Raw genomic sequence first — 20645 nt, 5'->3', positions numbered from 1 at the left:
ATTTTTTATTAAAAGCTAAATTATGACAGTGTTATCAATTTTTTTACAAGCTGCAACGGGGAGTGGAATGTCGAGCATTCTGATGATGGTTGCATTGATCGCTATTTTTTATTTTTTCATGATTCGTCCTCAGACGAAGCGTCAGAAAGAAATTCGCAAGTTCCGTGAGTCTCTCACCACCGGCGACAAAATCGTTACGGCAGGAGGTCTATTCGGAAAAATAAAAGAGGTTAAATCCGATTCTTTTATTATCGAAATAGCCGAGAATACTCGTGTTCGTATTGCCAAAGATTCTGTTTATCCTTCTGCTGCCGAAGCTAAGGATAGCGGAGCCGATCAAGCTAAGTAATCTATTTTTTCAAAGGACTCCTTTGCAGGAGAATAAGAAGATAAGGTTTTTTATCAAGGAACATCGGTTCTGTCGATAAAAAACCTTATCTTTGTTGTATGTAGTCGTTGCATGATATATGGAAGAGAATATTTCAGACCGCATAGTAGCAAAGTTTAAGTCGATTATCCAGAGGATTGGTACTGCATTCCGTCAGGAACGCACGCGGGAATTGTTTACATTTTTGGGGTTTGTTCTCCTTTCGTTGATATTCTGGTTTATGCAAGGGCTGAATGAGGAGGTTGAAAATTCTTTCAAAATACCGATAGAACTACAAAACCTTCCCGAGAAAACGACTCTTATTAATGATCTCCCGTCTCATATCGAGGTGAGAGTACGGGATAAAGGTCCTGTTATGTTGGGGTATGCGATAGAAGGATTGTCCCCGTTACGGATTAATTTTCAGGAGTATGATAAGGGGCGAAATTCTTTTTTGTTGCTGTCGTCTCAGCTTGAAACCATATTGCGAAAGTCCCTCCGTTCGTCAACGAGTATTGTTTCGATTATTCCCGATACGTTGAAAGTGATGTACACACACAATGCCGGTAAACGGGTGAAGCTGGTTGTGAAAGGTGTCGCATCGACTACACCTCAGTGTGTACTGAGTGGTGATATGACCGCCGATGTCGATTCGGTGATGGTTTATGGAGAGTCTTCCTTATTAAAACGAGTTAAAGAGGTTTATACGACCGATTTTGAAGCAAAAAAGTTGAACGATACCCTTCGCACGGTTGTCAAGATAGCGAAGATTCCGAATCTTCGAATTGTTCCTGAACAGGTAACCGTCACCATACCTGTGGAAGAAATGACCTCTAAAATTCTCGATATCCCTGTAATCCCGCAAAATGTACCTTCGAATTGGTCTCTTATCACATTTCCTTCGTCGGTGCAACTTTCTTGCATGATGCCGTTTAGTAAGTTTGCGGCGGTCGATGAAGATAGTTTTTTATTGGGAGTCGATTTTCTGGATTTGTCGCGGCGGCGTCTCTCTGATAAATTAGGGGTGAAGATATTGAATGCACCGGAATATGTCCGAAATATAGTGTTGTCGCAAGACAGTGTCGATTATATTTTGGAGCAGAAAAGACCTGCATTTGTAGTTCCTGTCGATTCTGCCAATCGAGTAACACCCGATTCGATATGAGACGTATAGGTATTACCGGTGGCATAGGTAGTGGCAAGTCGGTTGTCTCTCGGTTGCTGCGTATAATGGGATATTCTGTATATGATACAGACTCGGAAGCGAAGAGGCTGATGGAATCTTCGTTGGAAGTCGTGCAGAAACTATCGGAGTGCTTTGGGAGAGATATATATCATAACGGTCGATTGAACCGGGGTTTGTTGTCCTCTCGGGTATTTGGAAAGTCGGATAAGATAGTATTGCTTAATTCCATAGTACATCCGGTGGTACGCTTCGATTTCTATCGATGGTCCGAATCTCTAAACGAGGAGATATGCTTTGTGGAATCGGCTATTTTGTATGAATCCCGGTTTGACGAACTGGTAGATGAAGTCTGGACGGTGACAGCACCGGAAGAGTTAAGAATAGGTCGGGTTCGCGAGCGTAGCGGTTTGACCGAGGAAGAGATAAAAAAGCGTATGGCTGCTCAATTGTCCGAGGAAGAAAAACAGAGAAGAGCTGCTCATATTATTTGGAATGACGGTAATGTATCTGTTATCCACAGGGTTTTATCTTTATTGAAGTCATTGGAATGAGAATTTTTCGTTTTGAAGACGGTTAAACCGGACAAGAATATTATTTTTGTGGTTCGAATGATTTAAGTAATTAAATATAAAACGAAAATTTTATGTTAAAAACGATTTTATCTATTTCCGGTAAACCCGGTTTGTTCAAATTGATATCTCAGGCAAAAAATATGCTGATCGTGGAATCTCTGCAAACGGGGAAACGGCAACCTGCTTATGCCCATGAAAAAATCATATCGTTAGGAGATATCGCTATTTTCACCGATGAAGAAGACGTTCCTTTGAGTGAAGTATTGAATGCGATAAAAGAAAAAGAAAATGGAGCGAAAGTAACATTGGATATCAAGAAAGCCGATAATGAAACATTGCGTGCATATTTGGCGGAAGTGCTGCCTAATTTCGATCGTGAACGTGTCTATCCGACCGATATAAAAAAACTGATCAGTTGGTATAACTTGTTGGTCGAAACCGGTAACTCCGATTTTGTGGAAGAAGAAAAATCTCAAAAGGATGCCGATGTCGAGAACACGGCAGCTACGGACGATTCTGTAAATGAGAAAGAGGAAAAGCCCAAGACCAAAAAGGCAACAAAGAAAAAAGCAGAATAAGAAGCCATTCTAATGAACGGTAGATATAAGCCTGTGCGGTTTCCCGTACAGGCTTATTTTATGGATCGAGGGTGCGTATCCAAGCTCCTTGGGTGCGAATATCGTGGCAGGGAATACTATTTTCGAAACAGTCGTTTTGTAATTTGGTGGCTCGTCTGGGGTGAACATCGGGACCGATGATAAATTGCCGAACGGAAAATAGTTCGAGTATGTCTTCTATTCTGCCGTTGAACATCTTGCCGATAATAACATAGTCTATCGTTAGTTTTTTTTCTATCGATAGTTTATCCCATTCCTGTTTACCGAGGAGGACGAGCCGTTTCCCATAAAATTGGGCGAAGGGATAGTCTATAAAGCCGGTGTTGTCTTTGGTTTCGGGGGAGCCGTGCCGGAATATTTCGTATCGTGTCTTTCCGTTTTTCATACGGTATTCTTCTCCCGCTACCCTTTGACCGGAGGTGAGGGTGTCAGATAAGAGAATATAACAACGATCTTTGTCGCTGAGTTGAACGACTGTCGATTTTTTACTGTCATATACGATAATTTCTGGCTGGGGCGATTTATAAGTGCACAAGTCAAAAATAAGAAAACCGATAAAAAAAACCAGAGTCAGCCAAAGAGTTTTTTTCGAACGATTTTTTACGGTTATATAAGATAGTATGCCGCAAATGAAATAAAGCCATAGATAGCGAGTTTCCAACCATACGCTTTCGATGTGGCTCCACGGTAGTTTGTATATATGCAGGCTTATCTGTTGTATATATTGCAGTAAAAAATCGACGATATTTCCTAACCAATCATAGGGAATATGTAGGGCCGAGAGTAACAATAGTAAAAAAGAGAGTCCGAAAACAACGGGTAAAAGAGGCAGTACGAAAATATTACCGATTAGGAATAATAGAGGAATAGTGTGAAAATAATAGACGGCAATGGGTAGGGCTCCGATTTGGGCGGCGATGGATACTGCAACGCAAGAACTGAGCCAACGAACGATAAAGCAGGGTGAATTGCCCCCGATATTTAGTTTGGTATAGAATAGCAAGATAGCGGTTACTGCCGAGAAACTCATTTGAAATCCCACATCGAAAATGAGGTTCGTGTCGTACCATAACATAAAAAACGCTGCGGCGAAAAGTGCATTGAGAGAACTGTTGCGTCGGTTGAGAAATTCGGCGGTTAAAAGAAAGGATGCCATGATACAAGCTCGTACGGCCGATGGCGACAAGCCTGTTATATAAGCATAAATCCATAAAACGAATAAAGTGGATAGAGGCCTTAGTTTTCGGCAAGACTTGAAAAGAGAGAGGGGAAAGAACAAGAAGTAAATCAAAGAGGCTACGACACCCATGTGAAGTCCGCTTACGGCTAACACATGTGAAAGTCCGGCTGCCGAAAAGTACGATCTTAGGTCTTGTGGAAATTCCTGCCGTTCGCCTAACAACAGGGCCCTCAACAAAAGAGTACTGTTTTTAGACAAATTACAGGATTGAAGTTGGTCGGAAAGATGTTTTTGTAGATCCGAAGTAGCCTTTCGAAGATTCGATTTTGGTTTTTCTCCGATATATTTCCATTGTTTCCCGGTCAAATATTGACTTCTCGATATACCTTTGTGCTTCATGAACGAGGCGAAATCGAAAGCATAAGGATTGGTGTTGGACGGTATTACTTTCGGTCGAAATTCAAACCCGATGATGTCGCCGTATTCGAGCCGTCGAGCTTGAATACCTTTTTCAAAATAGAGAGCTATTTTTTCTTTATATTTCACGATCGACCCGTTTGTATCCGACAGGGCTGTTATCGTAACGGGACAGTAGTAAGAGTTCGTTTTTTCTACGGCTTTGTCGTTTACGTGAGCTATCGCGATAGGATAAAAACCAGAAGGCTGTTGGGATATGCGGTTTTGAGTGCCATGTAGTATCGCTCCGATAGAAAAGACGATTAGGAATAATCCGACTCCGAAAATACGTCGTTTGTGGTATTGTTCTTCGATACTGTCTCGTTTTATGAATGAGCTCCATAAAACAAAGCCGCATAAAGCGGGAATGAGGTTTCCCCATATCGGTGGACATAGGAACTCTTGGTACAGGATACCTGCCAATAGAGGTACTAACAACCGTATGAATGGAGTGCGGGCTGCCGATAGGGAGGAGCTATTCATAAGTCGATTGTTTGAATGGGGCTTATGTTCAGAATTTTCGGGTCATATAGCGCATGAAATCCGATTCGACACCACCGGTTTGACCGGTATTTTGAACAAAGCAGAATTCCCGCTCGCAATCGAAGTCGCTGATTTCGATGACTTTCAATTTTCCGTCGGCTATTTCCGATGATACGGCTTGTATGGAAACAATCCCCACGCTGTCGGTATTGTATAAAAACCGTTTGATACCTTCGGTGGTTCCCAATTGCATGATAATATTGAGTTGGGATAATTTCAACTGGCGTGTACCCAATGCTTTTTCAAAGACCTCTAAACTGCCCGACCCCTGTTCTCGAATAACCAACGGAATTCTTTTCAGTTCCTCTATCGTTATTTCTTCAAGTTTGGCCAATCGGCTGCGCGTACTGGTTATACAAACCAGTTCGTCTCGCATAAAAGGGGTGTAATGTAGATGTATTTGTCGGCTGCAACCCTCGATGAGTCCCAAGTCGATACGATGTTCTTCGACTGCTTTTTCTATATCGCTGGAATTACCATTGATTAACGAGAGTTTTATTTGTTTGAATTTCTGTTGAAATGTAGCCAGATAGGGCGGAAGCACATACTGAGCGATCGTTGTGCTTGCTCCCAAACGGAGCTCTCCGATGTGACGCTGGGTCAATAAGTTCATCTCGAAATCGAGCTGTTTGTATTGTTTGAGAATTTTTTCGGCGTGGCTTAACAGCAGTTCTCCGTCGGGGGTCAGCGTTATGTGAGTACCCATTCTCTCGAACAGTCGGGTGCTGTATTCTGTTTCAAGTTCTTGTATGTGCTTGCTGATTGCCGGTTGACTTACATATAGCTCTTTCGAGGCTTTGGTGAAGCTGAGGTTGTGAGCCACACTGCAAAAAACTTTTAATCTGAAATCTATCATGATAAGAGTCAATTTATTCGTTCCAAATCTTCCATGCCGCCAGTGCTTGCAAATGAAGCATTTCTATTCCGTTTTTTATTTTGCAACCCAGTCGGGCTGCTTTTTGGAGAAATAAAGTCGTTTCGGGATTGTAAATAACGTCGTAACAAAGATGTTCGGGGCTTAGTGCCGTGTAGGGTATGTTCGGAGATTGGTCTATGTGAGGAAACATGCCTAACGGAGTGGTATTGACAATGATTTTGTGATTATCGATTAGGTCGGGAGATAAGTCTTCGTAACTGAGTATATCTCCTCTTTTTTGTCGGGAAACGAATGTCGGTGTGATATGCAAGGCTTTTAGCCCGGCATGAATAGCTTTTGATGCACCACCGGTTCCGAGAATAAGCGCTTTTGTCATGTGGTCGTCCAATAACGGAGCGATAGAATTGGTGAACCCTATGATATCGCTATTGAATCCTTTGAGAAATATCTTGTCTCCTTGCCTCGTAATTTTGATGACATTGACCGCTCCGATTTCGCGAGCCAAAGGGTGCAATTCGTCGAGTAGGGGGATAACTGTGGTTTTATGAGGAATCGTCACATTCAATCCGCACAATTCATGGTTGTCCGAGATAAGCTGTCTCAAACAGGAAATATCCTGTATCTCAAAGTTTTCATAGGTGGCGTTTATATGCTCGTCTTCAAATTTTTGTTGGAAAAAAGAGCGGGAAAACGAGTGCCCCAAAGGATAGCCCACTAATCCGTATTTTCTTTTCATAAAGCCGATAAATTAACCGTTATATTTAGATGCCGATAATATTTCCCCTCCATTGTCGGTCGTCTCGATAATTTCGATCGCTTCTTTTTTCTTTTCGTTAGCATAAGCCTTGATGATTTGAAGTCCTATCCAGCGGCCCAATCGTCCCGGTGCATCTTGATGAAGTACCGATACGAAAGGGGCCGGCTCGATATACTTGTTGATAAGCATCGATTCGGTATTGAACAAGTGCTTTTTACCGATAAGTTGTTTCCATATTTCAGCTTCGTTCTCTTTGCACCATTGAGCTTGTTTGTCGGAATATCCCAATAGGACATATTCGTTTGTTCGAGGAAATATCTGAGACAAGCAATAAAGAATTTTCCCTTCGTATATCATTCGGTCTAATAGTGCGTTTCGCTGTGATTGGTAGGGATATAAAGTGCGTAGCCAAACTTCGACGACATCGATGGGAATGCGGTTGCTTTCATGTAAATTCCGTTCGTAATTATAATAGCGTTGTTCATAAAGGGGATAGTTTTCTCCCAAATAACAGTCTAAGGAAACCGATAGCAAAGTGGTATCGATTGTGACGATCGATTGGTTCAGTCCCGAAATGTGGGTAAGAATGCGGGGACGTTTCTGAGGAGCGAACAACTCGTTGTATCTTAGGAATGCGTTCTGTAATTCGGTAATCCATACGGTATCGTTGGAAAATTTTGTTTCTGTATCCGCATACAACTGGGATATAGCCTCGTTGGATAAAAACATTTTTAATCCTTTTTGGAACGATGGAGCATCTCCCAAACCGAGTATGTGTCGACAATAAACCGGAAAAAATGGTGTGTATTTATCTATAAAAAGAAATATTTGGGCCGAGTCTGTTTCTTGGACGTAAGAAGGTAGTCCTTTATCGAATCGTTCTATGGTTACGATCGGATTACTTGAATGGTTCGATATCTCCGATGCTTTTCCGTTGCAAGCGATAAAACAAAGGGTAAGTAAACTTACGACGACGGCATATTTGCTTGTTTTCTCGGGTTGTATCATAATACTCTCTTTTTATGTCTCTTCTGCAAATTTACTTTTTTCTTTTGAGAAACCCATAAAGAACATTTTTGTTTTGTTATACGGTGTATAGGACAATAAATATCTATTAATTCGAGGCTTTTTCGGTCTTTATTCGTACCTTTGCGATATATGTGAGGAACAGGACGTGCTTGGGCATAAGCGATAAAGCTTGTTTCTGTTCTTGGTTTACACTATCTTTGCATATAATGAGTAATAGTTTTTTTACTTATCGGGATTAAATGACGGATTATAATTTATGAAGCATTCATATTTCAGCCGGAGGTTATTGTCGGTTTTTATGGCTTTCGCTTTGGGACTTTCCGTCTTGCTGGCCAAAGATTTTGTCGTGGTGATCGATGCCGGTCATGGCGGGCACGATCCCGGCTCTCTCGGCAGCAAGGCGAAAGAGAAAAACATCAATTTGGGAGTTGCCTTGAAATTGGGACGTCTGATTGAAAATAATATGCAAGGTGTGAAGGTGGTCTATACCCGTAAAAAAGATGTTTATTTGACCTTGCAAGAGCGAGCTAATATAGCTAATAAGGTTCAAGGCGATTTGTTTATTTCTATTCATACCAATTCTTTGGATAAAAAGTCCCCTAATCGTAGGAAAGTCGCCGGTGCTTCTACTTGGACATTGGGGTTACACAGAAGCAAGGAGAATTTGGAAGTCGCAAAACGGGAAAATTCCGTTATATATTTGGAGAATGACTTTTCGACTCGTTATGAAGGATTCGATCCGAATTCGACCGAGTCGTATATTATTTTTGAATTCATGCAGTATAAACACATGGAGCAGAGTATAAACTTTGCTTCGGATATACAACGTGAATTTGTTTCGACTGCCGGCCGAGTGGATAGAGGTGTAAGACAGGCTGGATTTTGGGTACTCGCTAAAACGAGTATGCCTGCGGTTTTAGTGGAGCTCGATTTTATTTGCAATCCGACGCAGGAGAGATTTTTGAATTCCGAATCCGGTCAGGAGAAAATGGCAAAGTCTATATACAATGCTTTTGTCAAATATAAATCAGACTATGACCGCAAGCAAAATGCCGGCAAAAGGGTAGAGGAGTCACCGTCTTCTTCCGCCGTTGTATCGCCTGATAAAAAGACTCAAACGGGTGATTCGAATGTGGAAGTCTCTGAACAAGCCGAGAAATCCGGGGTTACTTATTATAAAGTACAGTTCATGGCTTTGCCTCGGAAATTGCCGGCTAATTCCAAAGAATTTAAAGGGCTTTCTCCTGTCGAATATTATAAAGACGGAGGAATGTATAAATACACCTATGGAAAATCTACCGACCGAGACGAAATACAGAAACAATATAAAAAAGTAAAATCTTTGTTTCGCGATGCCTTTATCATAAAGTTCCGTGATGGAAAACGGGTCTATTGAAAGGTATTGTGATGCTGAATAAAAAATAGAATATGAAAAAGTGGTTTGGAAAAGAAGTTAAGATAGCACTATCGGTTCTTGCGAGTATTTTGATTTTGTATGTGGGAATTAACTATTTGAAGGGAATCAACGTAATGAAACCTTCTAATTATTATTATGTACAATTCCCGAATGTTGCAGGTTTGGCCCAGTCTGCACCGGTATTTATCGATGGATACAAAGTGGGACTCGTGCAGGAAATCGTTTATGATTATGATGCGAATGGCGCGATTAAGGTGCTGTTGAATCTCGATAAAAAATTAAAAATCCCGGTCGATAGTAAAGTCTATCTCGAAACCGATATGCTTGGAACGGCATCGATTGTTATCGATCTGAACCCTCATGTGAGCGAATACTATGATCATGGAGCCGTTATTGAAGGGGAAGTGAAGTCTGGACTAATGCAAAACATACAAGGAGAGTTGTTACCCCAGTTTGCTTTGCTGTTACCGAAACTCGACAGTATTCTTTCGGGATTGCAGACGCTAGTCAATGATCCTGCTTTATCTGCTTCGGTAAAACGTATCGATCATATTACCGCTAATTTGGAGCGTTCGTCCGTGCAACTATCACAGATGATGAAAGACGATGTGCCGGCTATTCTCGACAATGTACAAGGAATAACGGCGCAGGTAAATCAGTTCTCGGGAACTTTGAATTCGTTACCTCTCCAATCTACTATGATTTCGGTTCAGAAAACTTCCGATAATTTGCAGCAAATAACCAATCGTTTGACTTCTCCCGACAATAGTCTGGGACTATTGTTGAACGACCGGCTGCTGTACGATAAAGCGAATGGCGTTTTGGGGAGCGTAGATTCTTTGATGATTGATTTAAGACTCAATCCGAAACGTTATGTTCATTTTTCTCTATTTTGATTTCGTGAATATTTTTATTATTTAGAATCATTATAAATAAAAAGAACTGTGTAATTTTTTTGTAATCTTCCCAGAGCTACGCTTATATGTGTTTATTTCCAAATTTCGTATAAAGGGAACGATTTTGGTCGTAGAACATGTGGAAGATTGTAAGATATTGTAAATAAGTGTGATAATAATTTTCTATGTCAGATAATTTGCTTTGTAGGGTCGGTGCTTATAAACGCCTTGTAATCAATTGTTTGTGCTAGAACTGTAAAAAGCAAATATTTTTGAATTTGTTTTTGATGAAAAATAATTTGAATTTTGTACTCACAAAAGTTTTTTGATAGAAGATTTACATAAAAATGGGTTCAGAACAGCATGTTCAGTTGTGGGACCGATGTTTAACAATTATCAAAGACAATATAAACGAAGAGGCTTTCGATAGTTTATTCAAGCCGATAGTCTCTTTGGGGTTTGATGATAATGTGTTGACTTTGCTTGTCCCTTCACATTTCGTTATTGAGCAGATTGAGGAGCATTATCTCAATTTGCTGAAAAAGGTTCTGCCTCGCATATACGGGGCAAGCGTAAAATTGTTGTATCGTGTACAAATCGTTCGTCAGCCGGAAGCTACCGTCGATTTGACCGCTACTACTAAATCGACTGCCGTAAAGAAGATGCAGCAGTCGATGCCCAATCTTTTAGACCCTTTCAAACAACGCGTTTACGATGAGCTCGATCCCCGCCTGAACCCTATCTATACTTTTGAAAGCTATTATCAAGGGGCGAGTAACATGCTGGCACGTACGGCAGCAGAATCTATTGCTGCAAACCCGGGGAGAAACACCTTTAATCCGTTGTTTTTATTCGGTGAGTCGGGGGTTGGAAAAACCCACCTGATTCAAGCGATAGGATTGCGTATTAAAGAGAATAATCCGGCTTCTCGTGTGTTATATTTATCGGCTCATGATTTTTTAGTGCAATATACCGATGCTGTTCGTAATAATCGGGTGAACGATTTTATCAGCTTTTACCAGAGTATAGATGTTCTGTTGATGGACGATATTCAGGAATTTGCCGGGAAGACCCAGACGCAGAATACATTCTTCCATATATTCAATCATTTGCATCAGAGCAATAAGCAATTAGTGCTCACTTGCGACAGACCTCCGGTTGAGTTGGTGGGTATGGTATTGCGCCTGCTGACTCGTTTCAAATGGGGGTTGACGGCCGAGGTCGAACGCCCTGACTATGAATTACGATACGATATCTTGATGAGTAAGGTTCGTCGTGATGGATTGTCTATTTCCGAAGAGGTTATTGACTATATAGCTCGTAATGTCACCGATAATGTGAGAGATTTGGAAGGAGTCATTGTATCGCTTATGGTACGTTCGAGTGTCTTGAAGAAAGAGATTTCGATAGACATGGCCGATCAAGTGTTGGCTGCCAGTGTAAAGATGACTCAAAAACAGATCACCATAGATTCGATAAAAGAGGCTGTTTGCGGATATTATGGACTGGAAACGTCGAGATTGTTGGAGCGTACTCGCAAGAGAGAAGTGGTCGTTGCTCGCCAAATGTCGATGTATTTGGCAAAGAAATATACTGCTCTTTCGTTGGCGGGAATCGGTGATGTGTTAGGGAAAAAAGACCATGCTACGGTTTTGCATGCTTGCAAGACTATATCGGAGCAGGTAGGTGTCGATAAAAAATTGCGCAGCGATTTGGAAGAGATAGAGCAGCGTATTCAAGGATAGTAATATAAATTACTCGAAGAAAAATAAAAGAGCTCCTTACTCAGGAGCTCTTTTATTTTTCTTCTTCAATCAGGTAAACGGAATCCCTGCTTGACGATGAAGTCAAGGAATGTTTTTGAAAATAGTTCATTGTCTTTTCGGGGAGAACGTACGTCTGTGAAGACTTGGGCTAAATTCTCTTTATAATTCTCTTCGATATATTTCTTGTTTTCTGCCAAATTCTCTTTTTCGAAGTAGAGCCGATGTATTGCTTCGGGGGTATAGTCTTGATATGCTTCGTGGTGAAGAATTGCTCCGATGGGAAGTCGTTCTATTTGCGCAGGTATATCTGCGGGATAACCTACCGTAAGAGTGGTAATAGGAATGACAAACTTGGGCAGATGCAATATTTCCGCTATCTGAGGAGCGTTATATGTGGTAGTTCCCAGATAACAGCAACCCAATCCTGAAATTTCGGCTACTGTACAAAACTGTTGAGCTACAAGCAATGCGTCGATAGCTGCCGTGACGAAGGATTGGAAATTGTCATATCCCGGTTCTGCATGGTTTTGCTCGCACCATTTAATAAATCGGTTGAAATCGGCACAAAAAGTTAATACGACAGGGGCGCTGGTTACAGTGGGTTGATTGAAATGAGCCGGAGCTAACTTTTCTTTGTTCTCCTGTTCTCGGGTTATGACGACACTGTAAACTTGCATATTTTGTGTCGTGGGGGCTCGAAATGCTGTTTCGAGTAACTCATTGAGTAATTGCTCGTCGATATCCTTATTGAGATATTTCCGTATGGTTCTTCTTTCTTTTAAAGACGATATCATATAAAGGTAGTTATTAGAGGTTAAATGTTCGATTGCAAAATTAAAAATTTATTTGATAAGTTATTTATTTCGGTTACTAATTATTAGTAACTCTTTTTATTCCTTCTCATTGCAAAAAAGAAAATTTATAAACTGTTTTTATCGAGATGTTTCTTTTTATATTGCTCTCGTTTTTACAGTTGATTTTTAAAGTTGGAAACTTTTTAAGTTTCTTGAAAATGTAATATTTTGATAATTAGTATATTATTTGTTTGACTTGGGAAACTTTTTGAAAATTGAAAATTTAAAAATGATATTGTTTGCGTATGTAGAATGTTTTTTATAAACTTGCACCGTAAATCTTTTTCATCAAGAAACCTTTGTCTAAATTAAGTAAATTAACGAAAACTGAAAAACATTTTATCTCGTGGAACCAATTGTTTATACTTACGACGAAGCATATCAGGCCTCGTTGGAGTATTTTAAAGGCGATGAGCTGGCGGCCCGTGTGTGGGTTAACAAGTATGCTCTAAAAGATTCGTATGGGAATATTTATGAAAAGACTCCCGACGATATGCATTGGCGTATCGCTAATGAAATTGCTCGTATAGAGCAAAAATATCCTAATCCTCTTTCGGCACAGGAACTGTTCGATTTAATGAAAGGTTTCCGTTATATCGTACCGCAGGGAAGTCCTATGAGCGGTATTGGAAACAATTATCAGGTAGGGTCGTTGTCCAACTGTTTTGTAATCGGTCTCGACGGAGCACCGGATTCCTATGGAGGGATTATAAAAATCGACGAAGAGCAAGTTCAATTAATGAAACGTCGGGGAGGAGTCGGTCACGATTTGTCTCATATTCGGCCCAAAGGGTCTCCGGTAAAAAACTCGGCTTTGACTTCTACGGGTTTGGTTCCGTTTATGGAACGCTATTCCAATTCCACGCGTGAAGTTGCTCAGGACGGTCGTAGAGGAGCTTTAATGTTATCGGTTTCTATTAAGCATCCCGATTCGGAATCGTTTATTGATGCCAAAATGGTCGAAGGACGGGTGACAGGAGCTAATGTGTCGGTGAAAATTCACGATGATTTTATGGAGGCTGCCATTGCCGGAAAAGCTTATCGGCAACAATATCCCATCGATTCCGACGATCCGAAAGTAACGAAAGAGGTCGATGCGCAGGCTATTTGGAAAAAGATAGTACATAATGCTTGGAAGTCGGCCGAACCCGGAGTTCTATTTTGGGATACCATTATCAGAGAGTCTGTTCCCGACTGTTATGCCGACTTAGGTTTCAAAACAGTGTCGACCAATCCTTGTGGAGAAATACCCTTGTGTCCTTATGATAGTTGCCGTCTGTTAGCGATAAACTTGTACTCCTATGTGGTCAATCCTTTTACGAAAGAAGCTTATTTCGATTTCGATTTGTTCCGTAAACACGTAGGATTGGCTCAGCGAATGATGGACGATATCATCGATCTCGAAATGGAGAAAATCGATAAGATCATAGAGAAAATCAAATCCGATCCCGAGACCGACGAGGTAAAATGTACAGAGCTTAACTTGTGGTACAAGATTCAAAAACGCACTTTGCAAGGGCGTCGTACCGGCGTGGGCACAACTGCCGAGGGCGATATGATTGCCGCGTTAGGACTTCGTTATGGAACCGAAGAGGCTACCGATTTTTCTGAGAAAGTACATCGTTCGTTGGCACTTGCGGCTTATCGTTCGTCGGTTTCGATGGCAAAAGAGCGTGGGGCTTTCTCGATTTTCGATGCCGGTAGGGAAGTCGATAACCCGTTTATCAATCGGTTGAAAAAGGAAGACGAGGAACTATATCGGGATATGTGCAAGTACGGGCGTCGGAATATTGCCTGTCTGACTATCGCACCCACGGGAACAACGAGCTTGATGACACAAACTACATCGGGAATCGAACCGGTATTTATGCCTGTTTATCGCCGTCGCCGTAAAGTGAACCCCAATGATCCTGAGGTTCGTATCGACTATGTCGATGAGACGGGAGATGCTTTTGAAGAGTACGTGGTTTATCATCACAAATTCATCACTTGGATGCAGGTGAATGGTATCGAAGTGAAAGAGAACTATACACAGGAAGAAGTCGATGCGTTGGTGGCTCGTTCGCCTTATTATAAAGCTACGGCTAACGATATCGACTGGTTGCAGAAAGTTCGTATGCAAGGCCGCATTCAAAGGTGGGTGGACCACTCGATTAGCGTGACGATCAATTTACCTTCCGATGTCAGTGAAGAGATGGTGGGTCAGCTATATGTAGAGGCATGGCGTTCTGGCTGTAAGGGGTGTACCGTTTATCGCGATGGTTCCCGGTCGGGAGTTCTCATCTCTGCCAAGAAGGAGGAGAAGAAACCCGTTGCGGCTATCAATGAACCGGCCGAGACATTGGTCCGTCCTATCGAGTTGGAGGCAGACGTGGTTCGTTTCCAGAATAATAAAGAAAAATGGATTGCCTTTGTCGGTTTGAAAGACGGAAAACCGTACGAGATCTTTACCGGTTTGGCCGATGACGATGACGGTATTTTTTGTCCGAAGAATGTGGTCAAGGGAAAAATTGTGAAAGCTGTGAATGAAGATGGTACGAAGCGGTACGACTTCCAGTTCTCCAATAAGCGTGGTTACAAGACTACTATCGAGGGGTTGTCCGATAAATTCAATCCGGAATATTGGAATTATGCCAAGCTGATATCGGGGGTTCTCCGGTACGGAATGCCTATTCCGCAGGTATTGAAATTGGTTTCGAGCCTTGAATTGGATAGTCAGTCTATCAACAGTTGGAAAAACGGGGTCGAGCGAGCTTTGAAGAAATATCTGCCCAATGGGACTAAGGCTAACGGGCAGACTTGTCCTCATTGCGGAAATGAGACGCTCATTTATCAAGAAGGCTGTCTCATTTGTACGTCGTGCGGAACTTCCAAATGTGGATAATATTCGAGCGACAAATATAGACCAAAAGGCAAAAGCGAACTATCATAGGTTCGCTTTTGTTTTTTAGAAAAAAGGTATGAAGAAGAGCGTTAATTTTGTCGGAAAGTTCTTACCTTTATGATTAAAATATAGGACATAGCGATGAAAATAACATTCGAGATATATTATCACACTCGATGGGGCGAAAGTTTATTTCTCTCCGGGAACATAGATGAGCTTGGCGCGAATGAAGAGAATCGGGCCGTTATGATGGATTATCAAGGTGACGGCCTATGGAAATATACAATGGAACTGCCGGCCTCTGCAAAGAAGTTCCATTATGAATATCTGGTAAAGTCCGGGGAGGGAATCCGTCGGGAATGGGGGAGCCCTCATAGTTTCTCTCCGGGGAGGAATGACGGGGAATATCGTTTGGTCGATCGATGGCGCGATGTTCCTGCCGATATGCCTTTTTATTCATCGGCATTCATTCAAGGTATATTCTTTCGGCAACATGCCGATTCTGTCGTAGAAACGATAGAACCGGGGACACTCACCGTTAAGGTCGATGCGTCGCAGCTAAGGCCCGATGAGAGGCTCGTTATGGTCGGCGACTGTCCGGAATTGGGCGATTGGGACGTTTTAAAAGCCCCGTTATTGAATGATTCTGCTTTTCCGGAGTGGCAGATAACCCTCGATGGGAAACACCTGAAATTCCCGTTCGAGTATAAGTTCGTTATCGTGCGTACCCATCAACGGGAAGTTGTAGCTTGGGAAACGGGAGAGAACCGTATTTGCCGGGAGAAACCGCAAAATCCGTCTGAGGCCGTGGTGGTTTCGGGACTTCGTTTCAACGGTTCCGAATCGCAGTGGAGGGGAGCCGGGACGGCGATTCCAGTATTTTCTCTCCGTACGGATTATGGGTTCGGCATAGGGGAGTTTATCGATTTGAAATATTTGGTAGATTGGGCGTTAAGAACAGGGCAGTCGTTTATACAGTTACTCCCGGTGAACGATACGACGATGTCGGGTACATGGCAAGACTCCTATCCCTATAATGCCAACTCTACATTTGCTTTGCATCCGCAGTACCTTCGATTATCCGAAATCGGGTATTTGAACGACGAGGTGGAGCAAGCCCGCTTCGATGCGCTGCGGGAAGAATTGAACCGGTTGCCCGATGTCGATTACGAGCGGGTGAACCGTGCGAAGATGGAATATTTGAGACTTTTGTTCGAGGTGCAGGGCGAGGCTACGCTATCGAGCGACGGATTCAAAGCCTTTTTTCGGGATAATAGCTTTTGGTTGCTTCCTTACGCGGCGTTTTGCAGTTTGAGAGACCGGTTCGGAACTGCCGATTTTAGCAGTTGGGAAGAACATTCGTTTTACGATGAATCGGCCATTGCCGACTATTGTGCCGTGTGGAGTCCGTGGTATAAATCGGTCGCATTGTATTATTATATTCAGTATCATTTGCATGTTCAATTATCCGAAGTCAAGGAGTATGCCCATCGGGCAGGAGTGGTTTTGAAAGGCGATATTCCCATAGGAATCAGTCGTACCAGTGTCGATGCGTGGGTCAATCCGCAACTCTTTCACATGGATAGTCAGGCAGGGGCGCCACCCGACGATTTCTCGATAGAAGGCCAGAACTGGGGATTTCCAACGTATAATTGGGAGGTCATGGCTCGTGATGGATATGCGTGGTGGAAAGCCCGGTTGCGCAAGATGTCGGAGTATTTCGATGCTTACCGGATTGATCATATTTTGGGCTTTTTCAGAATTTGGGAAATTCCGTTCGAGGCCGTTCATGGTCTGCTGGGACACTTTAATCCGGCGTTACCGTTCTCTCCCGAGGAGTTGCAGAGATACGGATTCCGTTTTGATGCTTCGTGGCAAACGGTTCCTTATATTCGGGAAGATTTTTTGGACGAGATTTTCGGTGCATATACCGGAGAAGTGAAAGAGCGGTTCTTGGTACATAAGGGAGACGGACGATGGGATTTGAATGTCTTGGTCGATACTCAGCGTAAGATAGTCGGATATTTCTCCGGGGCGAGTGACGATATGAGTATTTTGATAAGAGACGGGTTGATGCGGCTTATCGACGATGTCCTTTTCCTCGAAGATCCCGACCGTCCGGGGTATTATCACCCCCGTATCTCGGCTCAGCATACACATGTTTATCATAGCCTCGATGAAGATCAGAAGTCTTGTTTCAATCGTTTGTATGACGATTTTTATTACCATCGTCACGATGTTTTTTGGAAAGACGAGGCGTTGCGGAAGTTACCAGCTCTCATATCGTCGACCGACATGCTGGTCTGTGGCGAAGATTTGGGAATGATCCCGCACTGCGTTCCCGAAGTGATGGAGCGTTTACAGATACTCTCGTTGGAAATACAACGAATGCCTAAGGAGTCTTGGCGCGAATTTGGGGATACATGGGCTTATCCTTATCGATCGGTATGTACGACCTCGACTCACGATATGTCGGGAATAAGGGTATGGTGGGAAGAGGATAGAGCTCGAACACAACGATTTTTCAATGAAATTCTCGGCGAACAGGGCGAGGCTCCTTATTTCTGTGAACCGTGGATTTGCGAGAAGATAGTCGAGTTGAATCTCTTTTCTCCTTCGATGCTTGTTATTTTACCGTTACAGGATTGGCTGTCGATAGACGGGCGGTTACGTCGGGAAAATCCGCAGGAGGAGCGGATAAATATACCGGCTCATTCCCGTCACTATTGGCGATACCGCATGCACCTGTCGATAGAACAGCTTTTGGAAGAAGGGGTGTTTAATACCCGACTTCGGGAATTGATTGAACGTAGCGGGAGATAGGGGCTTTTACAAGGCATATCCCTCGAAATCGTATAGCACTGTCGACAGATAACGTTCTCCCGTATCGGGTAAAAGTACGACGATTGTTTTGCCTTTGTTTTCGGGTAATTGAGCCAGTTGGGTAGCTGCGAAAACAGCTGCTCCGGAGGAGATACCTACTAATAGACCCTCTGTCGCTGTCAGTTCTCTACTGGTGCGAATGGCATCGTCGTTGCTTACGGGGATTATTTGATCGACCACGGAAGCATCGAATGTCTTGGGAACGAACCCGGCGCCGATGCCTTGTATTTTATGGGAGCCGGCTTTACCTCCCGATAGAACCGGTGAGTCTTTCGGTTCTACGGCTACGATTTTTATAGCTGGGTTGTGTTTTTTAAGTCCGGCTCCTACGCCGCTGACGGTTCCTCCCGTACCTACTCCGGCGACGAATATGTCGATTTTGCCCTCGGTGTCTCTCCATATTTCTTCGGCCGTTGTTTTCGCATGAATGGCGGGATTGGCAGGGTTTTCGAATTGTTGCAGAATGATGCTTCCTTTTATCTCTTCATTCAGTTCTTTCGCCTTTTGAATGGCTCCTGCCATACCTTCGCTACCGGGAGTAAGGATTAACTGTGCTCCCAATGCTCTGAGCAGATTGCGCCTTTCCATGCTCATCGTATCGGGCATGGTCAGTATGAGCCGATAGCCTCTTGCTGCCGAAACGAATGCGAGACCTACACCCGTATTTCCGCTTGTGGGTTCTATAATTGTGGCATGGGATTTCAACAGCCCTTTTTGTTCGGCCTCTTCTATCATAGATAAAGCGATACGGTCTTTTACGCTCCCGGCCGGATTGAAGTATTCCAGTTTAGTGACCAGTATTCCGTTCAACTCGTGTTTTTTATTGTAATTCGAGAGCTCCAATAGAGGAGTATTCCCTATCAAGTCGGTTAGACTTTTGGCTATTTTCTTCATGTTTATATGTTTATAGTGATACAAAGATAGTGCAAACGAGGACAGGAGCAAATTAATTTGATGATACCGAGTGGGGCTTATAATTTGTTTTAGTATTGAAAGTCTGTTAATCTCCCTTTTCGATACGTTCTGTCTCACTTTCATGTACGAATGTTTCTTTGATTGCAAATACGCACAAAGCTCCCGCGAATAACAGAATACCCGAAATCCCCAACATGACGGGCTGGCTACCGCCTAACCATCGTAGCAGAGAACCACCTACTAAGGCCGCGAGAATTTGGGGAACACAGATCGTGCCGTTGAACAGTCCTAAATAGGCTCCCATGTTTTTCCCCGAGATGGAATTGGTGAGGATCGTGAAGGGTAGAGCCAATATGGCTGCCCAAGCACAACCAATGAGGAAGAAAGGCAGGAACATCAGATAGGCATTGTGAATGAAAGGAACCAGTGTGAAACCGGCTCCGCCGATAAGTAGGCTGAGGCTATATGCCGCTTTTCTGTTTTTTATCAAGGGGAGAAGCGGGGCCCAACATACCGAGCCTATGGCTTGTATGGCGAATAATACGCCCGTCCAGTTCCCGGCTGATTGGTAGCCGGGAGAAGCCGGATCGGTCGAGTGCCAGACATTGTCGGCGATGGCTCCTGTGGAGTAGGTCCACATATACATGAAAGCCGACCAACAGAAAAACTGAACGAGACCGACCGTCCAGAAAACTTTCGGAGCGTGGCGCAGTAGGGATATGAAATTATTCTTCTCTGTCAGTTCTTTGTCCGAAATTTGGTGAAACTTCCGGAACTCCGCAGGTGGCATTTCCTTTACCCGTATCGAAGAATAGAGGGTACACAGTATCAATATGGCTGCCCCTCCGTAGAAAGAGAAAATTACCGAATCGGGAATAACTCCGGGGGCTGCGATATTGCTGATACCGATATAGGTGAACAGGATAGGGAACAAGTAGCCGACTAAACTTCCGGCATTGGAAAGGAAACTTTGTATGGAGTAAGCGAGTCCTTTTTGCCGTTCGTTGACCATATCGCCTACCAACATTTTGAAAGGTTGCATGGCCATATTGATAAATGTGTCCAACATCATGAGGGCTATTAACCCGAACCACATTGCATGGATATATCCCTTGAATGAAGCGGCATTAGGCAATAGGCACATGACTGCTACGGCAATGGCCGAGCCGGCGATAAGGTATGGAATACGTCGCCCGAAACGATTCCAAGTGCGGTCGCTCAATGCGCCCACGATGGGTTGTACGATAATTCCTGCTAACGGAGGAAGTATCCAGAAATAACTTAAATTATGCGGATCGGCCCCTAAGGTGGCGAATATCCGGCTAATGTTGGCGCTTTGAAGAGCATAGGCTATCTGAACGCCGAAGAATCCGAAACTAATATCCCATAGCCTTCGGAAACTTAAATCGGGTTTTACTCTCATTCCATCGAAAAGAGAGGAGCATT

The 20645-nt window shown here is 43.1% G+C and carries 15 protein-coding genes and 1 pseudogene; 9 read left to right on the top strand and 7 right to left on the bottom strand.

Translation table 11 applies throughout. From position 1 onward, the window contains the following. Nucleotides 1–22: 22 nt before the first annotated feature. The 4 genes and pseudogenes from yajC to NBH06_RS04430 form a co-directional block, all read left to right on the top strand. Nucleotides 23–349 (top strand): preprotein translocase subunit YajC, encoded by a 327-nt coding sequence (yajC, locus tag NBH06_RS04445; RefSeq protein ID WP_021891370.1) that lies wholly within the window; start codon nt 23–25, stop codon nt 347–349. A 118-nt stretch (nt 350–467) separates the two neighbouring features. Next, complete coding sequence (locus tag NBH06_RS04440) at nt 468–1532, top strand: YbbR-like domain-containing protein (RefSeq protein WP_021891369.1); 1065 nt, start codon at nt 468–470, stop codon at nt 1530–1532. After that, nucleotides 1529–2104: a dephospho-CoA kinase gene (gene coaE, locus NBH06_RS04435; RefSeq protein ID WP_250792995.1), complete on the top strand. Its 576-nt coding sequence runs from the start codon at nt 1529–1531 to the stop codon at nt 2102–2104. The genes NBH06_RS04440 and coaE overlap by 4 nt, the downstream gene beginning before the upstream one ends. A 92-nt stretch (nt 2105–2196) precedes the next feature. Next, a pseudogene (locus tag NBH06_RS04430) lies at nt 2197–2613 on the top strand (DUF5606 family protein); the annotation flags it as partial. Between the two features lie 148 nt (nt 2614–2761). On the opposite strand, the gene NBH06_RS04425 reads toward NBH06_RS04430, so the two are convergent. The 4 genes from NBH06_RS04425 to gldB are packed head-to-tail and all read right to left on the bottom strand — an operon-like array spanning nt 2762 to nt 7563. After that, nucleotides 2762–4861: a ComEC/Rec2 family competence protein gene (locus NBH06_RS04425; protein ID WP_250792992.1), complete on the bottom strand. Its 2100-nt coding sequence runs from the start codon at nt 4859–4861 to the stop codon at nt 2762–2764. A gap of 28 nt (nt 4862–4889) precedes the next feature. Then, nucleotides 4890–5777, bottom strand: a complete 888-nt coding sequence (locus NBH06_RS04420; RefSeq protein WP_008861829.1) for a LysR substrate-binding domain-containing protein — start codon at nt 5775–5777, stop codon at nt 4890–4892. Nucleotides 5778–5790: 13 nt separating this feature from the next. After that, a complete protein-coding gene (locus tag NBH06_RS04415) occupies nt 5791–6534 on the bottom strand; it encodes a shikimate dehydrogenase family protein (RefSeq protein ID WP_008861830.1) in 744 nt (247 codons plus the stop codon). 12 nt (nt 6535–6546) lie between these two features. Next, nucleotides 6547–7563 (bottom strand): gliding motility lipoprotein GldB, encoded by a 1017-nt coding sequence (gldB, locus tag NBH06_RS04410; protein ID WP_008861831.1) that lies wholly within the window; start codon nt 7561–7563, stop codon nt 6547–6549. Nucleotides 7564–7840: 277 nt separating this feature from the next. Between gldB and NBH06_RS04405 the strand changes: the two genes are divergently transcribed. From NBH06_RS04405 to dnaA, 3 genes are all read left to right on the top strand, one after another. Next, a complete protein-coding gene (locus NBH06_RS04405; RefSeq protein WP_008861832.1) occupies nt 7841–8980 on the top strand; it encodes an N-acetylmuramoyl-L-alanine amidase family protein in 1140 nt (379 codons plus the stop codon). Nucleotides 8981–9012: 32 nt separating this feature from the next. Then, a complete protein-coding gene (locus NBH06_RS04400; RefSeq protein ID WP_008861833.1) occupies nt 9013–9897 on the top strand; it encodes an MlaD family protein in 885 nt (294 codons plus the stop codon). A 347-nt stretch (nt 9898–10244) separates the two neighbouring features. After that, nucleotides 10245–11642, top strand: a complete 1398-nt coding sequence (gene dnaA, locus NBH06_RS04395) for a chromosomal replication initiator protein DnaA (protein ID WP_250792986.1) — start codon at nt 10245–10247, stop codon at nt 11640–11642. 65 nt (nt 11643–11707) lie between these two features. Here the strand turns inward: dnaA and NBH06_RS04390 are convergent, their stop codons facing one another. Continuing rightward, a complete protein-coding gene (locus tag NBH06_RS04390; protein ID WP_250792982.1) occupies nt 11708–12457 on the bottom strand; it encodes a nitroreductase family protein in 750 nt (249 codons plus the stop codon). A gap of 406 nt (nt 12458–12863) precedes the next feature. On the opposite strand from NBH06_RS04390, the gene NBH06_RS04385 reads away from it, so the two are divergent. Both NBH06_RS04385 and NBH06_RS04380 read left to right on the top strand, forming a co-directional pair. Beyond that, nucleotides 12864–15401 carry an adenosylcobalamin-dependent ribonucleoside-diphosphate reductase gene (locus NBH06_RS04385; protein ID WP_008861836.1) on the top strand — a complete coding sequence of 846 codons (2538 nt, stop codon included), beginning with the start codon at nt 12864–12866 and terminating at the stop codon, nt 15399–15401. Nucleotides 15402–15542: 141 nt separating this feature from the next. Beyond that, nucleotides 15543–18224, top strand: coding sequence for a 4-alpha-glucanotransferase (locus NBH06_RS04380; RefSeq protein WP_250792978.1), 2682 nt, complete (start codon nt 15543–15545; stop codon nt 18222–18224). Between the two features lie 6 nt (nt 18225–18230). On the opposite strand, the gene cysK is transcribed toward NBH06_RS04380, so the two are convergent. After that, entirely contained in the window at nt 18231–19178 is a 948-nt protein-coding gene (cysK, locus tag NBH06_RS04375; RefSeq protein WP_250792972.1) for a cysteine synthase A, read from the bottom strand. A gap of 106 nt (nt 19179–19284) precedes the next feature. Beyond that, the gene (locus tag NBH06_RS04370; RefSeq protein ID WP_195491417.1) at nt 19285–20622 is read right to left on the bottom strand and encodes an MFS transporter; all 1338 of its coding nucleotides are present in this window, start codon (nt 20620–20622) and stop codon (nt 19285–19287) included. Nucleotides 20623–20645: the final 23 nt, after the last annotated feature.

Origin of the sequence: Barnesiella sp. B2-R-119 (assembly GCF_023656675.1) — a bacterium.
GTDB classification, from domain to species: domain Bacteria; phylum Bacteroidota; class Bacteroidia; order Bacteroidales; family Barnesiellaceae; genus Barnesiella; species Barnesiella intestinihominis.
Note: the sequence above shows the minus strand (reverse complement) of the source record. Positions and strands in the feature narration are given on the sequence as shown.